At 70.5% G+C, this 19,024-nt stretch carries 18 protein-coding genes; 3 read left to right on the forward strand and 15 right to left on the reverse strand.

Annotated elements, in window-relative coordinates; genetic code table 11:
* Positions 1 to 69 precede the first annotated feature (69 nt).
* The 5 genes from dapB to AC5L3X_RS13060 all read right to left on the reverse strand — a co-directional run bounded on the left by dapB (position 70) and on the right by AC5L3X_RS13060 (position 6,148).
* Positions 70 to 807: a 4-hydroxy-tetrahydrodipicolinate reductase gene (gene dapB / locus AC5L3X_RS13040; RefSeq protein WP_189127171.1), complete on the reverse strand. Its 738-nt coding sequence runs from the start codon at positions 805 to 807 to the stop codon at positions 70 to 72.
* Positions 808 to 870: 63 nt separating this feature from the next.
* The gene (locus tag AC5L3X_RS13045) at positions 871 to 2,178 is read right to left on the reverse strand and encodes a M16 family metallopeptidase (protein ID WP_189127204.1); all 1,308 of its coding nucleotides are present in this window, start codon (positions 2,176 to 2,178) and stop codon (positions 871 to 873) included.
* Positions 2,178 to 4,496, reverse strand: a complete 2,319-nt coding sequence (locus tag AC5L3X_RS13050; RefSeq protein WP_494857193.1) for a polyribonucleotide nucleotidyltransferase — start codon at positions 4,494 to 4,496, stop codon at positions 2,178 to 2,180. The genes AC5L3X_RS13045 and AC5L3X_RS13050 overlap by 1 nt, the downstream gene beginning before the upstream one ends.
* A gap of 280 nt (positions 4,497 to 4,776) precedes the next feature.
* Positions 4,777 to 5,046 (reverse strand): 30S ribosomal protein S15, encoded by a 270-nt coding sequence (gene rpsO, locus AC5L3X_RS13055; RefSeq protein ID WP_189127169.1) that lies wholly within the window; start codon positions 5,044 to 5,046, stop codon positions 4,777 to 4,779.
* 130 nt (positions 5,047 to 5,176) lie between these two features.
* Positions 5,177 to 6,148 carry a bifunctional riboflavin kinase/FAD synthetase gene (locus AC5L3X_RS13060; protein WP_494857240.1) on the reverse strand — a complete coding sequence of 324 codons (972 nt, stop codon included), beginning with the start codon at positions 6,146 to 6,148 and terminating at the stop codon, positions 5,177 to 5,179.
* Between the two features lie 83 nt (positions 6,149 to 6,231).
* On the opposite strand from AC5L3X_RS13060, the gene AC5L3X_RS13065 reads away from it, so the two are divergent.
* Positions 6,232 to 7,242, forward strand: a complete 1,011-nt coding sequence (locus tag AC5L3X_RS13065) for a TRM11 family SAM-dependent methyltransferase (RefSeq protein ID WP_494857194.1) — start codon at positions 6,232 to 6,234, stop codon at positions 7,240 to 7,242.
* A gap of 4 nt (positions 7,243 to 7,246) precedes the next feature.
* On the opposite strand, the gene truB is transcribed toward AC5L3X_RS13065, so the two are convergent.
* The 8 genes from truB to rimP all read right to left on the reverse strand — a co-directional run bounded on the left by truB (position 7,247) and on the right by rimP (position 15,131).
* The gene (gene truB, locus AC5L3X_RS13070; protein ID WP_189127167.1) at positions 7,247 to 8,119 is read right to left on the reverse strand and encodes a tRNA pseudouridine(55) synthase TruB; all 873 of its coding nucleotides are present in this window, start codon (positions 8,117 to 8,119) and stop codon (positions 7,247 to 7,249) included.
* A complete protein-coding gene (locus AC5L3X_RS13075; RefSeq protein ID WP_494857195.1) occupies positions 8,119 to 9,135 on the reverse strand; it encodes a DHH family phosphoesterase in 1,017 nt (338 codons plus the stop codon). Before AC5L3X_RS13075 ends, truB begins: the two co-directional genes overlap by 1 nt.
* An 8-nt stretch (positions 9,136 to 9,143) precedes the next feature.
* Positions 9,144 to 9,632 carry a 30S ribosome-binding factor RbfA gene (rbfA, locus tag AC5L3X_RS13080; RefSeq protein ID WP_494857196.1) on the reverse strand — a complete coding sequence of 163 codons (489 nt, stop codon included), beginning with the start codon at positions 9,630 to 9,632 and terminating at the stop codon, positions 9,144 to 9,146.
* Between the two features lie 40 nt (positions 9,633 to 9,672).
* The gene (locus tag AC5L3X_RS13085; RefSeq protein ID WP_189127202.1) at positions 9,673 to 9,969 is read right to left on the reverse strand and encodes a DUF503 domain-containing protein; all 297 of its coding nucleotides are present in this window, start codon (positions 9,967 to 9,969) and stop codon (positions 9,673 to 9,675) included.
* A 121-nt stretch (positions 9,970 to 10,090) separates the two neighbouring features.
* Positions 10,091 to 13,210: a translation initiation factor IF-2 gene (gene infB, locus AC5L3X_RS13090; protein WP_494857197.1), complete on the reverse strand. Its 3,120-nt coding sequence runs from the start codon at positions 13,208 to 13,210 to the stop codon at positions 10,091 to 10,093.
* Positions 13,211 to 13,321: 111 nt separating this feature from the next.
* Positions 13,322 to 13,636, reverse strand: coding sequence for a YlxR family protein (locus AC5L3X_RS13095; RefSeq protein WP_189127163.1), 315 nt, complete (start codon positions 13,634 to 13,636; stop codon positions 13,322 to 13,324).
* Positions 13,620 to 14,624 carry a transcription termination factor NusA gene (nusA, locus tag AC5L3X_RS13100; RefSeq protein WP_189127162.1) on the reverse strand — a complete coding sequence of 335 codons (1,005 nt, stop codon included), beginning with the start codon at positions 14,622 to 14,624 and terminating at the stop codon, positions 13,620 to 13,622. Before nusA ends, AC5L3X_RS13095 begins: the two co-directional genes overlap by 17 nt.
* Positions 14,625 to 14,636: 12 nt before the next feature.
* Positions 14,637 to 15,131 (reverse strand): ribosome maturation factor RimP, encoded by a 495-nt coding sequence (rimP, locus tag AC5L3X_RS13105; RefSeq protein ID WP_494857198.1) that lies wholly within the window; start codon positions 15,129 to 15,131, stop codon positions 14,637 to 14,639.
* A 222-nt stretch (positions 15,132 to 15,353) separates the two neighbouring features.
* Between rimP and AC5L3X_RS13110 the strand changes: the two genes are divergently transcribed.
* Both AC5L3X_RS13110 and AC5L3X_RS13115 read left to right on the forward strand, forming a co-directional pair.
* Positions 15,354 to 15,842, forward strand: coding sequence for a twin-arginine translocation signal domain-containing protein (locus tag AC5L3X_RS13110; RefSeq protein ID WP_494857199.1), 489 nt, complete (start codon positions 15,354 to 15,356; stop codon positions 15,840 to 15,842).
* Complete coding sequence (locus tag AC5L3X_RS13115) at positions 15,839 to 16,288, forward strand: ferritin-like domain-containing protein (RefSeq protein WP_494857200.1); 450 nt, start codon at positions 15,839 to 15,841, stop codon at positions 16,286 to 16,288. The genes AC5L3X_RS13110 and AC5L3X_RS13115 overlap by 4 nt, the downstream gene beginning before the upstream one ends.
* Before the next feature lie 119 nt (positions 16,289 to 16,407).
* Here AC5L3X_RS13115 and AC5L3X_RS13120 read toward each other — a convergent pair whose 3' ends face one another.
* Both AC5L3X_RS13120 and AC5L3X_RS13125 read right to left on the reverse strand, forming a co-directional pair.
* Positions 16,408 to 18,153 (reverse strand): proline--tRNA ligase, encoded by a 1,746-nt coding sequence (locus AC5L3X_RS13120; RefSeq protein WP_494857201.1) that lies wholly within the window; start codon positions 18,151 to 18,153, stop codon positions 16,408 to 16,410.
* Positions 18,154 to 18,223: 70 nt separating this feature from the next.
* On the reverse strand, positions 18,224 to 18,895 hold the full coding sequence (locus AC5L3X_RS13125; RefSeq protein ID WP_494857202.1) for a hypothetical protein: 672 nt from the start codon (positions 18,893 to 18,895) through the stop codon (positions 18,224 to 18,226).
* Between the last annotated feature and the right edge of the window lie 129 nt (positions 18,896 to 19,024).

Genomic DNA, 19,024 nt, shown 5'->3' on the forward strand with positions numbered 1-19,024 from the left:
TGTGCGGAGCCGAGACCCCCTCCCCACTTCGTGCCCACCGCCTGCCACCAGGCCGTGGGCACGTCGTGTTCAGAGGTCGAGCAGAGGCTCCAGGCCGAGGGTGAGGCCGGGCAGCTCGTGTACCCGCCGGATGCCGAGCAGCACGCCGGGGGTGAACGCCGCGCGGCTCATCGTGTCGTGCCTGATCGTGAGGGTCTCGCCGTCACCGCCGAGCAGCACCTCCTGGTGCGCGATGAGGCCCGACAGGCGTACGGCGTGCACGTGCACCCCGTCGACGTCGGCGCCGCGCGCTCCGTCGAGCTCGGTGCTGGTGGCGTCGGGCATGGCGCCCAGCCCGGCCTTGGCCCGCGCCTCGGCGACCAGCTCCGCGGTGCGGCGGGCGGTGCCGGACGGGGCGTCGGCCTTGTTGGGGTGGTGCAGCTCGATGATCTCAACCGACTCGAAGTGCCGGGCCGCCTGCTGCGCGAAGTGCATCATGAGCACGGCCGCGATGCCGAAGTTGGGGGCGATCAGGGCGCTGGTGCCGGGCGAGGCGGCCAGCCAGCCGCGCACGGTGTCGAGCCGCTCAGCGTCGAACCCGGTGGTGCCGACCACCGGCCGGATGCCGTGCTCGATGGCCCACCGCAGGTTGTCCATGACCACGTCGGGATGGGTGAAGTCGACCACCACCTCGGCCCCTTCGAGGCCCTCGATGGCGTCGTCCTTGTCGAGCGCGGCCACCAGCTCCATGTCGGGAGCCGCCTCGACCGCCTTGCACACCTCGACGCCCACACGGCCCCGGGCACCGAGCACGCCTACCTTGATCACAGGGTCAACCCTATACGGCCACCCGGACGCGGGCCCACCCGAGGGCCCGCGTGCGGGCGTACGTCAGCGGATGGCGTCGGAGAAGTCCCGGTCGCCATAAGGGCCGATCACGGCCAGCGTGAGCGGCCGGCTCAGGATGTCTCCGGCCACCTCGGCGATCTCGTCCGGGGTGACGCCCTCGATGCGCCCGAGCACCTCGTCGATGGACATCAGCTCGTCGTAGACCAGCTCGTTCTTGCCGATCCGCGACATGCGCGAGCCGGTGTCCTCCAGGCCGAGGACGAGCCCGCCGCGCATCTGGCCCTTGCCGCGCATGATCTCGTCGGCGCTCAGCCCGTCGGCCACCACCCTGGCCACCTCGTCACGGCAGATCTTGAGCACGTCGTCGATCTTCGACGGCAGACAGCCGACGTAGATGCCGAACTGCCCGGTGTCGGCGTAGCCCGAGGTGTAGCTGTAGGCGGAGTAGGCCAGACCGCGCTTCTCGCGGATCTCCTGGAAGAGCCTGGACGACATGCCGCCGCCGAGCGCCGCGTTGAGCACGCCGAGCGCGAAGCGGCGGTCGTCGGTGCGGGCCAGGCCGGTCGTGCCGAGCACCAGGTTGGCCTGCTCGGTCGGCCGGTCGAGGACCATGGCTCGGGACCGGGTCTCGGCGCCCGGGCCGCTCGTGCGTGGCGGATCGAACTCCGGCGGACCGTCAAGGGCGCCCGCCCGCTCGTAGGCGCGGGTGACGAGCTCGACGACCTCCTCATGGCGGATGTTGCCCGCCACCGAGACGACCGTACGGCGTGGCTCGTAGTGACGCCGGTAGTACTCGGCGATCCGGTCGCGGTCGAGAGAGTTGATCGATTCGACCGTGCCCAGGATGGGCCGCCCGATCGGCGAGTCGCCGTAGAGGGCCGCCGCGAACTGCTCGTGCACCACGTCGGACGGGTCGTCGTCGTGCATGGCGATCTCTTCGAGGATCACCCCGCGCTCGGACTCGACGTCGTCGGGGGTCACCAGCGAGCTGGTCACCACGTCGGCGAGGACGTCGACCGCGACCGGCAGGTCCTCGTCGAGCACCCGCGCGTAGTAGCAGGTGTATTCCTTGGCGGTGAACGCGTTGATCTCGCCGCCGATGCCCTCGATGGACGCCGAGATCTCCATGGCGTCACGCGTGGGCGTGCCCTTGAACAGCAGGTGTTCGAGGAAGTGGGTGGCTCCCGTGTGCTCGGGGGCCTCGTCACGCGAGCCGATGCCGACCCACATGCCGACCGCGACGCTTCGCACGGTCGGCATGGTCTCGGTCACCACGCGCAGCCCACCGGGGAGGACGGTGCGCCTGACCACCCCGGCCCCATCGCGGCCGGGGTGCAACGTCACGGTGATCACGAGTTGCGGTCGTCGCCGTCGTTACGGGGAGCGCGAACGCGGGTGCGGGTGCGGCGGGGCCGCTCCTCACGAGGCTTGTCGTCGGCCTGCGCGGCCTCGCCCTCGTCGGCGCCGGACTCGCCCTTGGCCTCCTTCTCGGCGGCCTCCTTCTCGATGACCTCGACCGGCACGAGCGAGAGCTTGCCCCGCTGGTCGATCTCGGCGATCTCGACCTGGATCTTCTCGCCGACGCTCATCACGTCCTCGACGTTCTCGATGCGCTTGCCGCCGTGCAGCTTGCGGATCTGGGAGACGTGCAGCAGGCCGTCCTTGCCGGGCATCAGCGAGACGAACGCGCCGAACGCCGCGATCTTGACGACCGTGCCCAGGTAGCGCTCGCCGACCTCCGGCATGTGCGGGTTGGCGATGCCGTTGATCGCGGACCGCGCGGCCTCGGCCGACGGGCCGTCGGTGGCGCCGATGTAGATCGTGCCGTCGTCCTCGATGGTGATCTCGGCGCCCGTGTCGTCCTGGATCTGGTTGATCATCTTGCCCTTCGGGCCGATGACTTCGCCGATCTTGTCGACCGGAACCTTGATCGTGATGATCCGCGGCGCGGTCGGGTTCATCTCCGCCGGAGAGTCGATCGCCTCCTGCATCACGTCGAGGATCGCCAGGCGGGCGCCCTTGGCCTGCTTCAGCGCGCTCGCCAGCACCGAGGCGGGAATGCCGTCGAGCTTGGTGTCGAGCTGGAGCGCGGTGATGACGTCCTTGGTGCCGGCGACCTTGAAGTCCATGTCGCCCATGGCGTCCTCGGCGCCGAGGATGTCGGTCAGCGTGACGTAGTTGTCGCCGTCGCCGATCAGGCCCATCGCGATGCCCGCGACCATGGCCCGCAGCGGCACACCGGCGTCGAGCAGCGCCATCGTGGAGGCGCAGACCGAGCCCATCGAGGTCGAGCCGTTGGAGCCGAGGGCCTCGGAGACCTGCCGGATCGCGTAGGGGAACTCCTCACGCGAGGGCAGGACCGGGATCAGCGCCCGCTCGGCGAGCGCGCCGTGGCCGATCTCGCGGCGCTTGGGCGAGCCCACCCGGCCGGTCTCACCCGTGGAATAGGGCGGGAAGTTGTAGTTGTGCATGTAGCGCTTCGTGCGCTCGGGGTTGAGCGTGTCGACGTTCTGCTCCATGCGCAGCATGTTGAGCGTCGTGATGCCCATGATCTGGGTCTCGCCACGCTCGAACAGCGCCGAGCCGTGCACCCGCGGGACCACGTGGACCTCGGCGGACAGCGCGCGGATGTCCTTGGTGCCGCGGCCGTCGATGCGCAGGCCCTCCTTGACGACCCGCTCGCGCATGAGGTTCTTCATCACTGAGCGGAACGCGGCGGAGACCTCCTTCTCGCGGCCCTCGAACTCGGGCAGCAGCTTCTCCGCGGCCAGCGCCTTGACCTTGTCGAGCTCGGCCTCGCGCTCCTGCTTGGCGCCAATGGTCAGGGCGGCGGCCAGCTCGGTCTTCACCGCGGCCTCGACCGCGTTGTAGACGTCGTCCTGGTAGTCGAGGAACACGGGGTACTCGGCCGTCTCCTTGGCCGCCACCTGCGCGATGCGGGCCTGCGCCTCGCACAGCACCTTGATGAACGGCTTGGCGGCCTCAAGACCCTGCGCGACGGTCTCCTCGGTGGGCGCGACGGCGCCGTCGGCGACCAGCTTGAGCGTGTCCTTGGTGGACTCGGCCTCGACCATCATGATCGCGACGTCGCCGTCACCGAGCACCCGCCCGGCCACGACCATGTCGAACGTCGCGCGGGCCAGCTCGGTGTGGGTCGGGAAGCCCACCCACTGGCCGTCGATCAGCGCGACGCGTACGCCACCGATCGGACCGGAGAACGGCAGCCCGGCCAGCTGGGTCGACAGCGAGGCGGCGTTGATCGCGACCACGTCGTAGAGGTGGTCGGGGTTGAGCGCCATCACGGTGGCGACGACCTGCACCTCGTTGCGCAGGCCCTTGACGAACGACGGGCGCAGCGGCCGGTCGATCAGCCGGCAGGTGAGGATGGCGTCCTCGGACGGACGGCCCTCACGCCGGAAGAACGAGCCGGGGATGCGGCCCGCCGCGTACATGCGCTCCTCGACGTCGACCGTCAGCGGGAAGAAGTCGAGGTTCTCCTTGGGCGACTTGGACGCGGTCGTCGCGGACAGCACCATCGTGTCGCCGTCAAGGTAGGCGACGGCGGAACCCGCCGCCTGACGGGCGAGACGGCCGGTCTCGAATCGGATCGTTCGCGTGCCGAACGTGCCGTTGTCTATGACGGCTTCGGCGGTGTGGACACCCTCCACGGGGGACCTCCTTGGTCGGTCGGTCTCCCGCGCCCTTCTTCTCACCGGCACCCTCGTTAGGTGCAGCGCCGGTCTTCGATCGAAGCGCCCGGTCCTGATGACCGGAAGCCACTACCGAGGACCGGCCCGCATGCGTCGCGGGTCGCATGGTGCTTGTGCGGACGCGGGGGCTGTAAGTGTCTCGGATCTTCAGTTGTACGCCAGGCGCGCGGTGGCATGCCTCCCGACGCGCCGGGCTGATAGCCGAAGGGAGCGACGCGGACGCCGCTCCCTCCTCATGCTATCGGCGCAGGCCGAGCCGCTCGATGAGCGAACGGTAGCGCGCGATGTCGACCTTCTGCAGGTACTTCAGCAGGCGGCGCCGGCGCCCGACGAGCAGGAGCAGACCACGACGGCTGTGGTGGTCGTGCTTGTGCGTCTTCAGGTGCTCGGTGAGCTCGCTGATGCGCTTGCTGAGGAGCGCGATCTGCACCTCGGGCGAACCGGTGTCGCCGTCGGCCGTCGCATACTCGGCGATGATGGACTTCTTGGCAGCGGTGTCGAGGGACACGGCTCTCCTTCAAATATACGGACACGCGCGGATGAACATGAATTGCGAACGACCGTGCGTGCCTACAGTCGCCGCAGCGAAGCCCTTCGGGCAGCGCTCTACGCCGCCGTCACAGAGCCGACATGCAAGGTTACCACTCCGAGTCGGGTGCTCGCGTATCGTCACGCGCCACGGACTCGGCGGTCAGGCGGCGGGTCTCGGCGACGTCGGCGTGGATCTGGGTGACGAGCGCCTCGATGGAGTCGAACCTGGTGTTGCCGCGCAGCCTCGCGGCGAAGTCGACCGCCACGTGCACGCCGTACAGCTCCAGGTCGTCGCGGTCGAGCGCGTACGCCTCGACGGTGCGCGGCACGCCCTCGAACGTCGGGTTGGTGCCGACCGAGATGGCCGCGGGCCAGCGCTCTCCCTCGTAGAGGGTGGGCAGGTTGGCGACCGGCACGCATTCGAGCCACCCCGCGTAGACCCCGTCGGCGGGGATGGCGCTGTGCGGCGGGGTCTCGACGTTGGCGGTGGGGAAGCCGAGCTGGCGGCCACGCTGGTAACCGCGCACCACCACGCCCTCCACCCGATGCGGACGGCCCAGCCCGGCGGCGGCGCCCTCGACGTCGCCCGCCGCGAGCCGCTCGCGGATCCGGCTGCTGGAGATCGCGTCGAGCAACGGGACGGCCTCGACGGTGAAGTCGTACTTGTCGCCCAGCGCGCGCAGGGCCTCGACGTCGCCGGCCGCCCGGTGGCCGAACGTGAAGTCCTCCCCCACCACGACGACGGCCGCGCGCAGGCGGTCGGCCAGCACGGTCCGCACGAACTCACCGGGGCTCATCCGCGACAGCTCCAGCGTGAACTCCAGCACGCAGACGTCGTCCACCCCCAGCCCGGCCAGCAGCTCGGTGCGGCGACCGGGCGTGCTGAGGCGGGGCGGCTGCATGCCGGGCCGCACCACCTCGTCGGGATGCGGCTCGAACGTGACGGCCACGCCGCGCAGCCCCTTCTCCTGGGCGATGCCCACGGCCCGCTCGACCACCCGCCGGTGCCCCCGGTGGACCCCGTCGAACATGCCGATCGCGACGACGGCCCTCTCCGAATCCAGCACTCCCGGCCCCATTCGCTCGTGGCAGATCAATCCCCACCAGCCTGCCATGCTGGTCGGTCTTCGTTCCAATCGAGGGCGGTACGATCGGTCGCACCATGCCTCGATACGCCCTTCTGATCCTGCCTGCCTTCAACCGGGTCTACGGCGCCAGCGCCGTCCGGCTGACCCGCGCCGAGCTGACCGTCTTCGGCGGCGCGCTGGAAGGCGAGCTGTCGGGGATCGAGGAGACCATCCTCGGTGGCGTACCTTATGTCACCTTCGAGGGGTCCTTGACCTCGCACGACCTCGACCTGCTGGCCAACCTGTCGTCGGTCTACGCGATCTTCGGCATGGAGGGCGACCTGCTGCGGCCGCTCACGATGCGGCCGCTCGACCGGCTGAGCAGCGACCTGATCACAATCCAGAAATACGCCGGCAAGACCAACGAGCACTTCACCAAGCTCCTGCTCAACGTCACCGTGCTGGCCTCCGGCTTCCCCCTCGACGGCAAGCTGTCGATCCTCGACCCGATGTGCGGCCGCGGCACCACGCTCAACCAGGCCCTCATGTACGGATACGACGCCTACGGTGTCGACGTCGACGGCAAGGACTTCGAGGCCTACTCCGGCTTCCTCAAGACCTGGCTGAAGAACAAACGGCTCAAGCACACCGCCGAGACCGTGCCCGTACGTCGTGAGCGGGCACTGGCCGGGCGGCGGCTCAACATCTCCTTCGGGCTGACGAAGGAGGCGTTCAAGGCGGGCGACGTGCAGCGCGTCTCGGTGGTCAACGCCGACACCCTGCGCGGGCGGGAGTTCTTCAAGCCACGTTCGTTCGACGTGATCGTCACCGACGCGCCCTATGGCGTACAGCATGGCAGCAAGAGCGGCGGCGGCGGGCTCTCGCGCAGCCCGCTCGAGCTGATCAGGCAGGCCGTGCCGGTCTGGGCCGAGCTGTTGCGGCCCGGCGGCGCGCTCGGCATCTCGTGGAACACCTACGGCGGCAGCCGCGACGACCTCGCCGAGATCCTCACGTCGGCCGGGCTCGACGTGGCCGGGCATCCCGACTTCGAGCACTGGGTGGACCAGGCGATCGTCCGTGACATCCTGGTGGCCCGCAAGCGGTGACCCGTCAGGTCACGAAGACCGCCAGCGGCTTGGCCAGCCGGCCCTGCTCCTCGACCAGCGCGAGCAGCTCCCCGTCCGGGCCGAACACGCCGATCGGCTCCTTGCCGAGCCCCGCGGCCGGCAGCCGGCCCCCATGCCGGACGATCACGGCCTCCTCGACCGTCACGTCGCGCCGTGTGAACGCCGCCGCGACGGCCTCGCCGATGGGCAGGATCGCGCACTCGGCGGCCAACTCGTCGAGGGTGCGCGCCAGGGACAGGTCGTAGGGGCCGACCCGGGTGCGGCGCAGCGCCGTCAGGTGACCGCCGACGCCCAGCCCGGCGCCCAGATCGCGGGCCAGCGACCGGATGTAGGTGCCGCTGGAGCAGGTGACGACCGCGTCGACGTCGACGACGTCGCCGTCCGTCCGGATGTCGAGCACCTCGAAGCCGCGCACGGTGACCGGACGGGCGGCCAGCTCGACGTCCTCACCCGCGCGGGCCCGCTTGTAGGCCCGCTCGCCGTTGACCTTGATCGCGCTGACCTGCGGGGGGATCTGCATGATCTCGCCGGTGAGCGCGGCGACGCCCTTGTGGATCTCGGCCGGCGTCACGCGCGCCGCCGATGCCGTCACGGTGACCTCACCCTCGGCGTCGTCGGTGTTGGTGGTCACGCCCAGCCGCATCGTGGCGGAGTAGACCTTCTCCGTCAGCGCCAGGTGACCGAGCAGGCGGGTCGCCTTCTCCACGCCGATCACCAGCACACCTGTGGCCATCGGGTCGAGCGTGCCCGCGTGGCCCACCCGCCGGGTGCCCGCGAGACGCCGGATGCGGGCCACCACATCGTGGGAGGTCCAGCCGGCCGGCTTGTCAACGATGATCAGACCGCTCTCGGCCATCAGACCTTCCCCAGCAGACGGCGGAATGCGCCGATGGTGTCGTCAACGCTCTCGTGCGAGGTGAACCCGGCCGCGTTGCGGTGACCGCCGCCACCCATCGCCGCGCAGAGCGCGCCCACATCGGCCGTGCCCTTGGACCGGGTCGAGACCTGCCAGGCGCCCTCGTCGTCCTCTTTCAGCACCACGGCCACCTCGGCCTCGTCGGTGCGCCGTACGATGTCGATGATGCCTTCGACCTCGGAGTAGGGCAGGCCGTAGGCCGCTCGGTCGACCCGGGTGACGTAGGTCCAGACCAGCCCGTCACAGAGCTCCACCCGGTCGAGCGCGGCGGCGAGCACCTTGAGATAGCCGAACGGCGAGCGGTCCCACAGCTCGCGGGCGATCTCGTCGGTGCGCAGACCGGTGGCGACCAGCCGGGCGGCCATCTCGTGGGCCGCGGGCGTGGTCGAGGAGTGCCTGAACGATCCGGTGTCGGTCACCAGCCCGGCGTACAGGCAGGTGGCGATGTCGCGGTCAAGCGTGCCCCCGAGCCGGTGGATGAGCTGCTCGGCGAGCATGGCCGTCGCCGCGGCGCCGGGATCGACGAGGCCGACCGTGCCGAAACCGGTGTTGGACCGATGATGGTCGACCACGATGACCTCGCGGGCGGCGGCGACGCTCGGCCCGATCAGGCCCAGCCGCTCGGCCGACGGGGAATCGAACGTCATCATCAGCTCGGGCGCGGCCGGATAGTCCTCCGGCGGGACCAGCATGTCCTGGCCCGGGAGGAACCGCAGCAGGCGCGGCACCGCGAAGTGCCGGTCGCCGAAGGACCCGACCACCCGCTTGCCCATCGACCTCAACGCGAAGCCGGTGGCCAGCATCGAGCCGAGCGCGTCACCGTCAGGTGACACGTGACAGGCCAGCGCGATCTCGTCGGCTCCCGCGATCAGGTCGAGCGCCCGCTCCCAGGTGGCCTCGGAGATCGGTGACACCGCGGCCCCCAGGCGGGGCGGGCGCTCAACGCGGTCGCGCACGTCCGGCGTCACGGTGCCGGATGTCCCGCCTGGTCGGCCTCGTCCTCGTCGGGCTTCCGGTCGAAGTCGGCCTCGTCCTCGTCGGGCTTCTTGTAGGGGTCGGCCTCGCCGGCGTAGGCGGCGCCCTCCGCCTTGCGGGCCACCTCCGCGTCCCGCGCCCTGGCCACGCTGATCAGATCGTGGAGCTGGCGGGCGCTGTCGGGCAGCGGGTCGTGAGTGAACGTCAGTGTCGGAGTGAAACGCACGCCGGTCTGCCTGCCCACCTCAGATCGGATGATGCCCTTGGCGCTTTCCAGAGCGGCGGCGCTGTCGGCGCGCTCGGCATCGGAGCCGAACACCGTGTAGAACACCGTGGCCTCACGCAGGTCTGCGGTGATGCGGGTGTCGGTGACGGTCACGAACCCCAGGCGAGGGTCCTTGATCCGGCGCTCCAGCATCTCGGCCACGATCTGCTGGATGCGATCGGCAAGCTTACGCGCTCGTGCTGCATCCACCATGTTCGCTCCCCCTCACGCACGACCGTGGTCGTGCCGTCGTTCAGTCATCGTCGTTGTAGAGCCGCTGCCTGGCGGACAGCAGCTCGATCTCAGGATGGAACGCCACCACCCGCTCGCAGGCGTCCAGCACCTCCTTGCAGTTACCCGCTGAGGCGGAGACCACCGCGATGCCGACCTCCGCTCTGCGATGCAGGTCGAGGTGGCCGGTTTCGGCTACGGCGACGGCGGGAAAGCGCCGGTGCAATTCGGCGACCAGAGGCCGCACGACCGAGCGCTTCTGCTTCAGCGAATGCACGTCGCCGAGCAGGATGTCCAGGGTTAGCGCACCCACATACATCGTTGGCAACCACCGCTTGTCCTGGTGTGTGAAGCGCACGCCGAGCCTGCTGCGGTGGTGACCAGACTCTGACGTACGAGAGGCGCCCGGCGGATGGTCCGCCGGGCGCCCGGCCGCACGGTTATGCGCGCGGCTTCTCCCGCATCTCGAACGTCTCGATCACGTCGTCGATCCGGAGATCGTTGTAACCGAGCCCGATGCCGCACTCGAAGCCCTCACGGACCTCGGTCGCGTCATCCTTGAAGCGCCGCAGCGAGGAGACCGTCAGGTTGTCGGCGACGACGACGCCGTCGCGGATCACCCTGGCCTTGCTGTTGCGGACGATCACACCGGAGCGGACCAGCGTACCGGCGACGTTGCCGATCTTCGGCACCTTGAAGACCTCGCGGACCTCCGCCGTGCCCATCTGGACCTCTTCGAACTCGGGCTTGAGCATGCCCTTGAGGGCCGCCTCGATCTCCTCGATCGCCTGGTAGATGACCGAGTAGTAGCGGATGTCGACACCCTCGCGCTCGGCCAGGTCGCGCGCCCGAGGCTCGGGGCGGACGTTGAAGCCGATGATGACCGCGTTGTCGTCGGCGACCGCCAGGTTGACGTCGTACTCGGTGATGGCGCCGACGGCGCGGTGCAGCACCCGAAGGTTGACCTCGTCGCCCACGTCAATCTTGAGCAGGGCGTCTTCCAGGGCTTCCACCGAGCCGGACACGTCACCCTTGATGATGAGCTTGAGCTCGTCGACGCGACCCTTCTCGAGGTCGCTGAACAGCTCCTCGAGGGTGCGGCGACGGCTCGACTTCGCCATGTCGGCGCTGCGCTTGCGCGCCGCGCGCTGCTGGGCGATCTGCCGGGCCATCCGGTCGTCGGTGACGACGATGAAGTTGTCACCGGCGCCGGGCACGGCCGTCAGGCCCATCACCTGAACGGGACGGGACGGCGTGGCCTCATCGACCGGCTCGCCGTTGTCGTCGAGCATCGCCCGGACGCGGCCGAAGGCCTCGCCACAGACGATGGAGTCGCCGACGCGGAGCGTGCCGCGCTGGACCAGGACGGTCGCGACGGGGCCGCGGCCCTTGTCGAGGTGGGCCTCGATCGCGATGCCCTGGGCGTCCATCGTCGGGTTGGCCCGCAGGTCAAGCTCGGCGTCGGCGGTCAGCACGATGGCCTCGAGGAGGTTCTCGATGCCGGTGCCGTTCTTGGCCGAGATGTCGACGAACAGCGTCGAGCCGCCGTACTCCTCGGCCACCAGGCCGTACTCGGTGAGCTGGGCCCTGACCTTGTTGGGGTCGGCGCCCTCCTTGTCGACCTTGTTGACCGCGACCACGATCGGCACGTCAGCCGCCTGGGCGTGGTTGAGGGCCTCGATCGTCTGAGGCTTCACGCCGTCGTCGGCCGCGACCACCAGCACGGCGATGTCGGTCGCCTTGGCACCACGGGCACGCATGGCGGTGAACGCCTCGTGACCCGGGGTGTCGATGAAGGTGACCTTGCGCTCTTCGCCCTCGTGCTCGGTGGCGACCTGGTAGGCGCCGATGTGCTGGGTGATGCCACCCGCCTCGCGCGCCGCCACGTTGGTCTTGCGGATGGCGTCGAGCAGCTTGGTCTTACCGTGGTCGACGTGACCCATGACGGTCACGACCGGCGGCCTCGCGGCCAGGTCGGCCTCGTCGCCCTCGTCCTCGCCGAACTCGATGTCGAAGGCCTCGAGAAGCTCGCGGTCCTCCTCCTCCGGGCTGACCACCTGGATGTTGTAGTCGAGCTCGGCGCCGAGCAGCTGCAGCGTCTCCTCGTTGACCGACTGCGTGGCGGTCACCATCTCGCCGAGGTGCAGCATGATCTGCACCAGCGCGGCGGGGTTGGCGCCGATCCGGTCGGCGAAGTCGGCCAGCGACGCACCGCGCGGAAGACGGATGGTCGCGCCGTTGCCACGGGCGACCTGCACACCGCCGATCGCCGGAGCCGACATGTTGTCGAACTCCTGGCGCCTCTGACGCTTGGACTTGCGGCCACGCGCGGGACGACCGCCGGGACGCCCGAAGGCACCCGCGGTGCCGCCGCCACGACCACGGCCACCGCCACCCGGACGACCGGCGAAACCGCCGCCGCCACCGGGACCACCGGTGCTCGTGCCGGGACGACCCGCACCGCCACCGGGACGACCGGCGAAACCGCCGCCGCCACCGGGACGACCGCCGCCACCACCCGGACGGCCACCGCCGCCACCACCACCGGGACGGCCACCGCCGCCACCGCCGCCAGGACGGCCACCGCCGCCACCGCCGGGACCGGAAGGCCGGCCCTGCGGCATCATCATCGGGTTGGGACGCGGACCACCGGGACGGGGACCACCCGCGCCGGGACCGGGACGCGGTCCGGCGGCGCCGGGCGGACCCGGACGCGGACCGGCCGTGCCCGGCCTGCCCTCGCCGCCGCCACGACCCTGCGGCGGGCGCGGGATGGCGCCGTCACGCGGCGGGCCGTCACGACGCTCGCGCTGGCCGGGGCCGCCGCCATCGCGACCGGCGCCGGGACGCGGCGGACGGGACTGGCCCATGCCGCTGGCGTTGGACGAGAAGGGGTTGTTGCCCGGACGCGGGCCACGGGGACCCGGCTTGGGACCGGGACCCGGACGGGGGCCACCACCGGTGGACGCACCCGGACGCGCGCCGCCGGAGGCACCGCCACCGGACGCCCCTGGACGGGCCGCGGGGCCGGGCTTGGGACCCGGACGAGCCGCGGGACCCGGACGCGGGCCGGGCGCGGGACGCGCGCCGCCGTCGGAACGCGGAGCGCTCTCGGGACGCGCGCCGCTGTCGAAACGGGCCTGCGGAGCCCCGGACGTGTCGCCACGAGCGGCCTCGGGCTGCTGCGCCGGGGGCTGCTGCTGGGGCATGGGGACCGGCGGGCGAGGCGTGCCGCTCGTCGCCGGGCCGGGACGCGGACCGGGCTTGGGACCCGGACGCGGAACCGTGGGGGTCGGCGCCTCGGCGGCGCCGTTGGCGGCCTGGCTGCTCGCCGGCCGTGGTGCAGCCTTCGGCGGCTGCGGTCTGGACGGCGAACCGCCGCCCCTTGAGGGCCCACCCTTGGATGCGCCCAGTGCTTCGGTGAGCCTGCGGACCACCGGCGCCTCGATGGTGGAGGACGCCGAACGGACGAACTCTCCCATCTCCTGGAGCTTGGCCATGACGACCTTGCTCTCTACGCCGAACTCCTTAGCGAGCTCGTATACCCGGACCTTCGCCACTGCACTCCCTTACTGGCCCGGGAGGCTGGCTGTGCCGTCCGGACCGTCGCTACCTTGACGTCTTCATCGCCGCGTGCTCATCAGGCGCTCATAGCAATCTGACTCCGCCCATCAACTCGGCGTCCTACATGACATTTCGTATTTCTCCTCTTCCAGGTGCGCCCGCACGCGCGAGACGTCAAGCGGCCCCGGCACGCGGAATGCGCGCGGAAACGCCCGGCGACGCTCGGCAAGCTCCAGACAACTCATGGTCGGATGCAGCGATGCACCCCGGCCAGGAAGCCGTCCTCGCAGGTCAGGGACCAGATGATCCTCGACCAGCACCAGGCGGAGCAGCTCGGACTTTGCCGTGCGGCCCCTGCAGCCCACACAGGTGCGCTGTGGAGCCGCGTGGCCACCATATTCCAGCTTACCGTGTTGACGCATCTACGGAACCGGCGGCATCCTCGGCCTGGGTGTCAGGGCGGATGTCAATCCGCCATCCGGTGAGCCTGGCCGCGAGCCGGGCATTCTGCCCTTCCTTGCCGATGGCCAGCGAAAGCTGGTAGTCGGGCACGGTCACCCTCGCCACCCGTCCGTCGAGGTCGAGGACCTCAACGTGGGAAACACGCGCGGGAGACAGGGCATTCCCGACGAACTCGCCCGGATCCTCGGACCAGTCGATGATGTCGATCTTCTCGCCGTGCAACTCGGTCATCACGTTGCGCACCCGGGAGCCCATCGGGCCGATGCAGGCGCCCTTGGCGTTGACGCCCTGCTTGCGGGACCTCACCGCGATCTTGGTACGGTGACCGGCCTCGCGGGCCACCGCGGCGATCTCCACGGTGCCGTCGGCGATCTCGGGCACCTCAAGGGCGAACAGCTTCTTCACCAGGCCGGGGTGGGTGCGCGACAGGGTGACCGAGGGACCCTTGTGGCCCTTCTTGACCTGCACCACGTAGACGCGGATGCGCTCGCCGTGCACGTAGTCCTCGCCGGGCACCTGCTCGTTGTGCGGCAGCACGGCCTCGATCTTGCCGAGGTCGACCAGCACCACGCGCGGGTCCTTGCCCTGCTGGATCACGCCGGAGACCAGCTCGCCCTCGCGGCTGGCGAACTCACCGAAGTTGATCTCGTCCTCGGCGTCGCGCAGCTGCTGCAGGATCACCTGCTTGGCGGTGGTCGCCGCGATCCGGCTGAAATTGCTGGGTGTGTCGTCGTACTCCCGGACGATCTCGCCGTCGTCGTCGAGCTCGGCCGCCCAGATCGTCACGTGCCCGCTGCCCCTGTCGAGCTCGGCCCGTGCCTTGGGCGCGGCACCGTCGGTGCGGAAGTAGGCGATCAGCAACGCGTCCTCGATCGCCTTGACGACCAGGTCGAAGGAGATGTCCTTCTCCCGCTCCAGGCTGCGCAGGACGCTCATGTCGATGTCCACGAGGCTTCCCCCTTAGCCTTCGTCGCCGTCGACGTCGGTGTCGTCGTCGATCCGGCGGAACTCCACCTGCACCCGTCCGCGGGTCAGGTCCTGATAGTCGAGCCGGCGATCGGCGCCGCCGATCTCGAGGTCTACGCCGCTCCCGTCGGCCGAGCGCACCCGGCCCTCCAGCACGGTGCCGTCTCTCAGCTCGGCCTTCACCAGCCGCTTGGCCGCGCGCCGCCAGTGGCGCGGCTCGGTCAGCGGGCGGTCGACGCCCGGCGAGGAGACCTCGAGCGTGTAGGCCGCGTCGCCCATCGCGTCGTCCTCGTCGAGGGCGGTGGAGACGGCCTGGCTCACGTCGGCGACGTCGTCGAGGCTCACCCCTCCGTCGCGATCGACGATCACGCGCAGCAGCCGGCGCTTGCCGGCCTGGGTGACCGTGACGTCCTCCAAGTCGAGGCCCTCCGCGCTGACGACGGGCTCGAGGAGCTTCATCAGGTGGTCGCGGGGTGATGCGCTGCCCATATCGACCTCCCCTATTGTCAAGTCTCAGCCGGGCGGACCTCGCCACTGGCTCTCCGCCGTGCGGGCGCTCAGCCAGCGACGACAGTTGACACCCTATCTGTACGAGGGCACGGATAGAGCGCCACTCGACGCGCGGGGAACGGCAAGCCCGGCCTGACAGCGAGCGGGGGCACGAGCCCTTACGATGCTAGCTGCGGTCCGTAGTCCTGGAGGTCCCTGCCCGTGCGCCCTTCTCTCTCCCGGCGAGCCGTGCTGGCGGGCGCAGCGGCCGCGGCGGCGCTGGCCGGATGCAGCACCACGACCGGCGCCCCGCCCACCTCACCGCCGCCGGAGCCTCCGGAGCGAGTGCTGGCCCGGAAGCTGATCGCCGAGAAGGAGGCGACCATCGCCCTCTACTCCACGCTGATCGCGGACGGCGGCGCCAGGCTGACCCCGTTCAGAGATCGTCACCAGGCCCACCTGGCCGAGCTGCGCAGGCGCTTCCCCGGTGTCCCCGCCGCCTCGGCCACTCCCTCGGCCACTCCCTCCGCCGCCCCTTCGGCCACGGCCGCTCCCAAGGTGACGCTGTCGCGGCTGCGGACCCTCGAACGCAGGGCGGCCGCCCTGCGCACCCGGCAGCTGACCGGGGTGCCGCCGGCCATGGCCCAGCTGGTGGCCAGCATCGGCGCCTGCGAGGCGGCCCACGCCGTCGCCCTGCCGAGGTCGCTGTGAGCGACGATCTCGACAAGCTGCGCAAGGCGCTGGCGGCCGAGCACGCGGCCGTCTTCGCCTACGGTCTGATCGGTGCCCGCACGTCGGGGTCGCTGCGGGCGCTGGCCACCCAGGCGTTCGACGCCCACCGGGCCCGCCGCGACCAGCTCCGCGCGCTCATCACGGGCCGGGGCGGGCAGCCGGTGGAGCCGGAGGCGTCCTACGCCCTGCCCGCGGTGCCCACGGGAGCGGCGGCCGCCGGACGGCTCGCGGCGCACGTGGAGGCGGGCATGACGGCCGCCTACCTGGAGCTGGCGGCCGGTGAGGACGCCGCCTTGCGGAAGTACGCGGCGCTGGCCATGCAGGAGTCGGTCACCCGGTCCTACTCGTTCCGGCCCACGATCGCCGCCTTTCCCGGTCTGCCCGAGGCGACCCCGCAGCCGTCCGGCACGACGCCGGGCGGCTGACCCGGGCCGGGGCGCCGGGCGGCTGACCCGGGCTGCGGCCCGCCAGGGCAGGGCCGGACATCGGACGGCCAGCCGGGGCCCGCCGACAGTGGACCCACCCGGCCGGGGCCGCGTGGGCGTCAGGACCGGGTGGCGGCGAGGACGAGGTCGGCGGCCTCGGCGAGCGGGATCTCCGACTTGTCGCCGGTGACCCGGTCGCGCAGCTCGACCACGCCCTGGGACAGGCCGCGGCCCACGACCACGATGGTCGGCAGCCCGAGCAGCTCGGCGTCCTTGAACTTGACCCCGGGCGACACCGCGGGCCGGTCGTCCACCAGCACGCGCAGGCCCCGGGACTCAAGCTCCGCGCCCAGCTCCAGCGCCGCCTCCACCTGGTGCTCCTTGCCGGTGCCGACGATGTGCACGTCGGCGGGGGCCACCTCGCGGGGCCACACCAGGCCGAGCGAGTCGTGCAGCTGCTCGGCGATGACGGCCACGGCTCGGGAGACGCCGATGCCGTAGGAGCCCATCGTGACGCGGATCGGCTTGCCGTCGGGGCCGAGGGCGTCGAGGCCGGCCGCGTCGGCGTACTTGCGGCCGAGCTGGAAGATGTGGCCGATCTCGATGCCGCGGTCGATGGACAGCGGCGACGCGCAGCGGGGGCAGGAGTCGCCCGCGCGCACCTCGGCGGCCTCGATCGTGCCGTCGGGAACAAAGTCGCGCCCCGCGACCACGTGGGCGGCGTGCTTGCCCGGCTGGTTGGCGCCGGTCACCCAGGAGCTGCCCGTGACCACGCGCGGGTCGACGAGGTAGCGGATGCCCAGGTCGCGCAGCACCTGCGGGCCGATGTAGCCGCGCACCAGGCCGGGGTGCCGGGCGAAGTCCTCGGCCTCGAAGATCGCGGGCTCCCCGGGGGCCAGTGCGGCCTCCAGACGCTTGAAGTCGACCTCGCGGTCGCCGGGGACGCCGATGACCAGGGTCTCGACCTTGTCGGAGCCAGGCGTGGAGATCTTGACGACGACGTTCTTCAGGGTGTCGGCGGCGGTGATGGACAGGCCGTGGTGCTCGTTGACGAACGAGACCAGCGTCTCGATGGTCGGCGTGTCAGGGGTGTCGAGGACCCGCTGCTCCTCCAAACCGTCGAGGGACACGGCGGCGGGGGGCGTCGTGGTGACGGCCTCGGCGTTGGCCGCGTAGCCGCACGAGCGGCAGGCGACGAAGGTGTCCTCACCCGTGGGGGTCGGCGCGAGGAACTCCTCGGAGGCCGAGCCGCCCATCGCGCCGGACGTGGCGAACACGATCTTGTAGTTGATGCCCAGCCGCTCGAAGGTCTTGATGTAGGTCTCGCGGTGCTGCTCGTAGGAGCGCTTGAGACCGTCGTCGTCGAGGTCGAAGGAGTAGGAGTCCTTCATGAGGAACTCCCGGCCGCGCAGGATGCCTGCGCGGGGCCTCGCCTCGTCGCGGTATTTGGTCTGGATCTGGTAGAGCGTGACCGGATAGTCCTTGTACGAGGAGTATTCGCTCTTGACCATGTCGGTGAAGAGCTCCTCGTGCGTGGGCCCGAGGAGGTAGTCGGCGCCCTTGCGGTCACGCAGCCGGAAGAGCGTGTCACCGTATTCGGTCCAGCGGCCGGTGGCCTCGTAGTATTCGCGGGGCAGCAGGGCGGGGAAGAGCACCTCCTGGCCGCCCATCCGGTCCATCTCCTCACGGACGACGCGGGCCACGTTCTCCAGCACCATCTTGCCCAGGGGCAGCCACGAGTAGATGCCGGGGGCCACCCGGCGGACATAGCCGGCGCGGACGAGGAGCTTGTGGCTCGGCACTTCCGCGTCTGCCGGGTCGTCCCGCAGGGTGCGAAGAAACAGCGACGACATGCGCAGCAACACGGCTACTCCTTGGTCGAGCCTGGATGTGAAGGACTACAGGCTATCGACTCGGGGCGGCAGGCCGCTCCGGTTAAACGAGGGGCGGAAACCAGCCCGACAGCGGACCGGCGAGCACGAAGGCGGCCAGGCCGGCCAGGGTGGTGGTGACGGCGAGCGCGCACACGCGTCCTCGGGCGCTCCTTCGCACGACGATCACCAGGATGACGGCCAAGGAGCCGATCACCAGGGCCGGGACGGGCCAGAACTCCCGCACCTCGCCGATGAAGCCCGGCGTGGCCCGGTCGACCACGTCGGTGAGCAGCACCGCTCCCACAAGGCCGGCGGCGAGGTCGCCCCAGCGGTCGCGCCTGCGCGTCAGGTAGGCGAGCAGCCCCAGACCGACCAGCAGAACGAGCGTCCAGTTGAGCCCGGCAGGGCTGTCACCGACCACGTCGAAGCCGAGATCACCTCGGAACACGCTCCCGCCCATGGCCGCGACCAGCATGGACACGGCGGCGAGGAAGGTGGTCAGCAGCGCCCAGCCGAACCCGGACGCGGTCGCCCCCACGACCAGGGTCAGCGCGAAATAGGCATAGGGATGGTAGATCTGTTCCACCCATCCAGGCCCCCTGCCGGACATGAGCATGCCGATCAGGCCGACGACCAGCCCTCCGAGGAAGGCCGCCAGCACATGACGCTCGATGCCGCGCTGCCGCCGGTCGAACTCGGCGAAGTCGGCATAGTCGATCGCGGTGTCGTTCATCTCCATTCCCTGGTCATCCCTGCCCCGGAAATGTCTTGGGACGACCACCCAAAGACTATGCAACCCTACAAAAAAGGCAAATTTCGGTTAACCCTTTTTGACCAAGCTATTGCTTGTTCAGCAGAGGAG

The organism is Nonomuraea sp. CX421 (assembly GCF_059358955.1).

Coding starts and splice junctions, on each gene's coding strand:
- AC5L3X_RS13060 (WP_494857240.1), bottom strand. CDS start 6,148: ATGGGGCCGGGAGTGCTGGATTCGGAGAGGGCCGTCGTCGCGATCGGC.
- AC5L3X_RS13065 (WP_494857194.1), top strand. CDS start 6,232: ATGCCTCGATACGCCCTTCTGATCCTGCCTGCCTTCAACCGGGTCTAC.
- truB (WP_189127167.1), bottom strand. CDS start 8,119: ATGGCCGAGAGCGGTCTGATCATCGTTGACAAGCCGGCCGGCTGGACC.
- rbfA (WP_494857196.1), bottom strand. CDS start 9,632: ATGGTGGATGCAGCACGAGCGCGTAAGCTTGCCGATCGCATCCAGCAG.
- AC5L3X_RS13085 (WP_189127202.1), bottom strand. CDS start 9,969: ATGTATGTGGGTGCGCTAACCCTGGACATCCTGCTCGGCGACGTGCAT.
- AC5L3X_RS13095 (WP_189127163.1), bottom strand. CDS start 13,636: ATGCGTCAACACGGTAAGCTGGAATATGGTGGCCACGCGGCTCCACAG.
- rimP (WP_494857198.1), bottom strand. CDS start 15,131: ATGGGCAGCGCATCACCCCGCGACCACCTGATGAAGCTCCTCGAGCCC.
- AC5L3X_RS13125 (WP_494857202.1), bottom strand. CDS start 18,895: ATGAACGACACCGCGATCGACTATGCCGACTTCGCCGAGTTCGACCGG.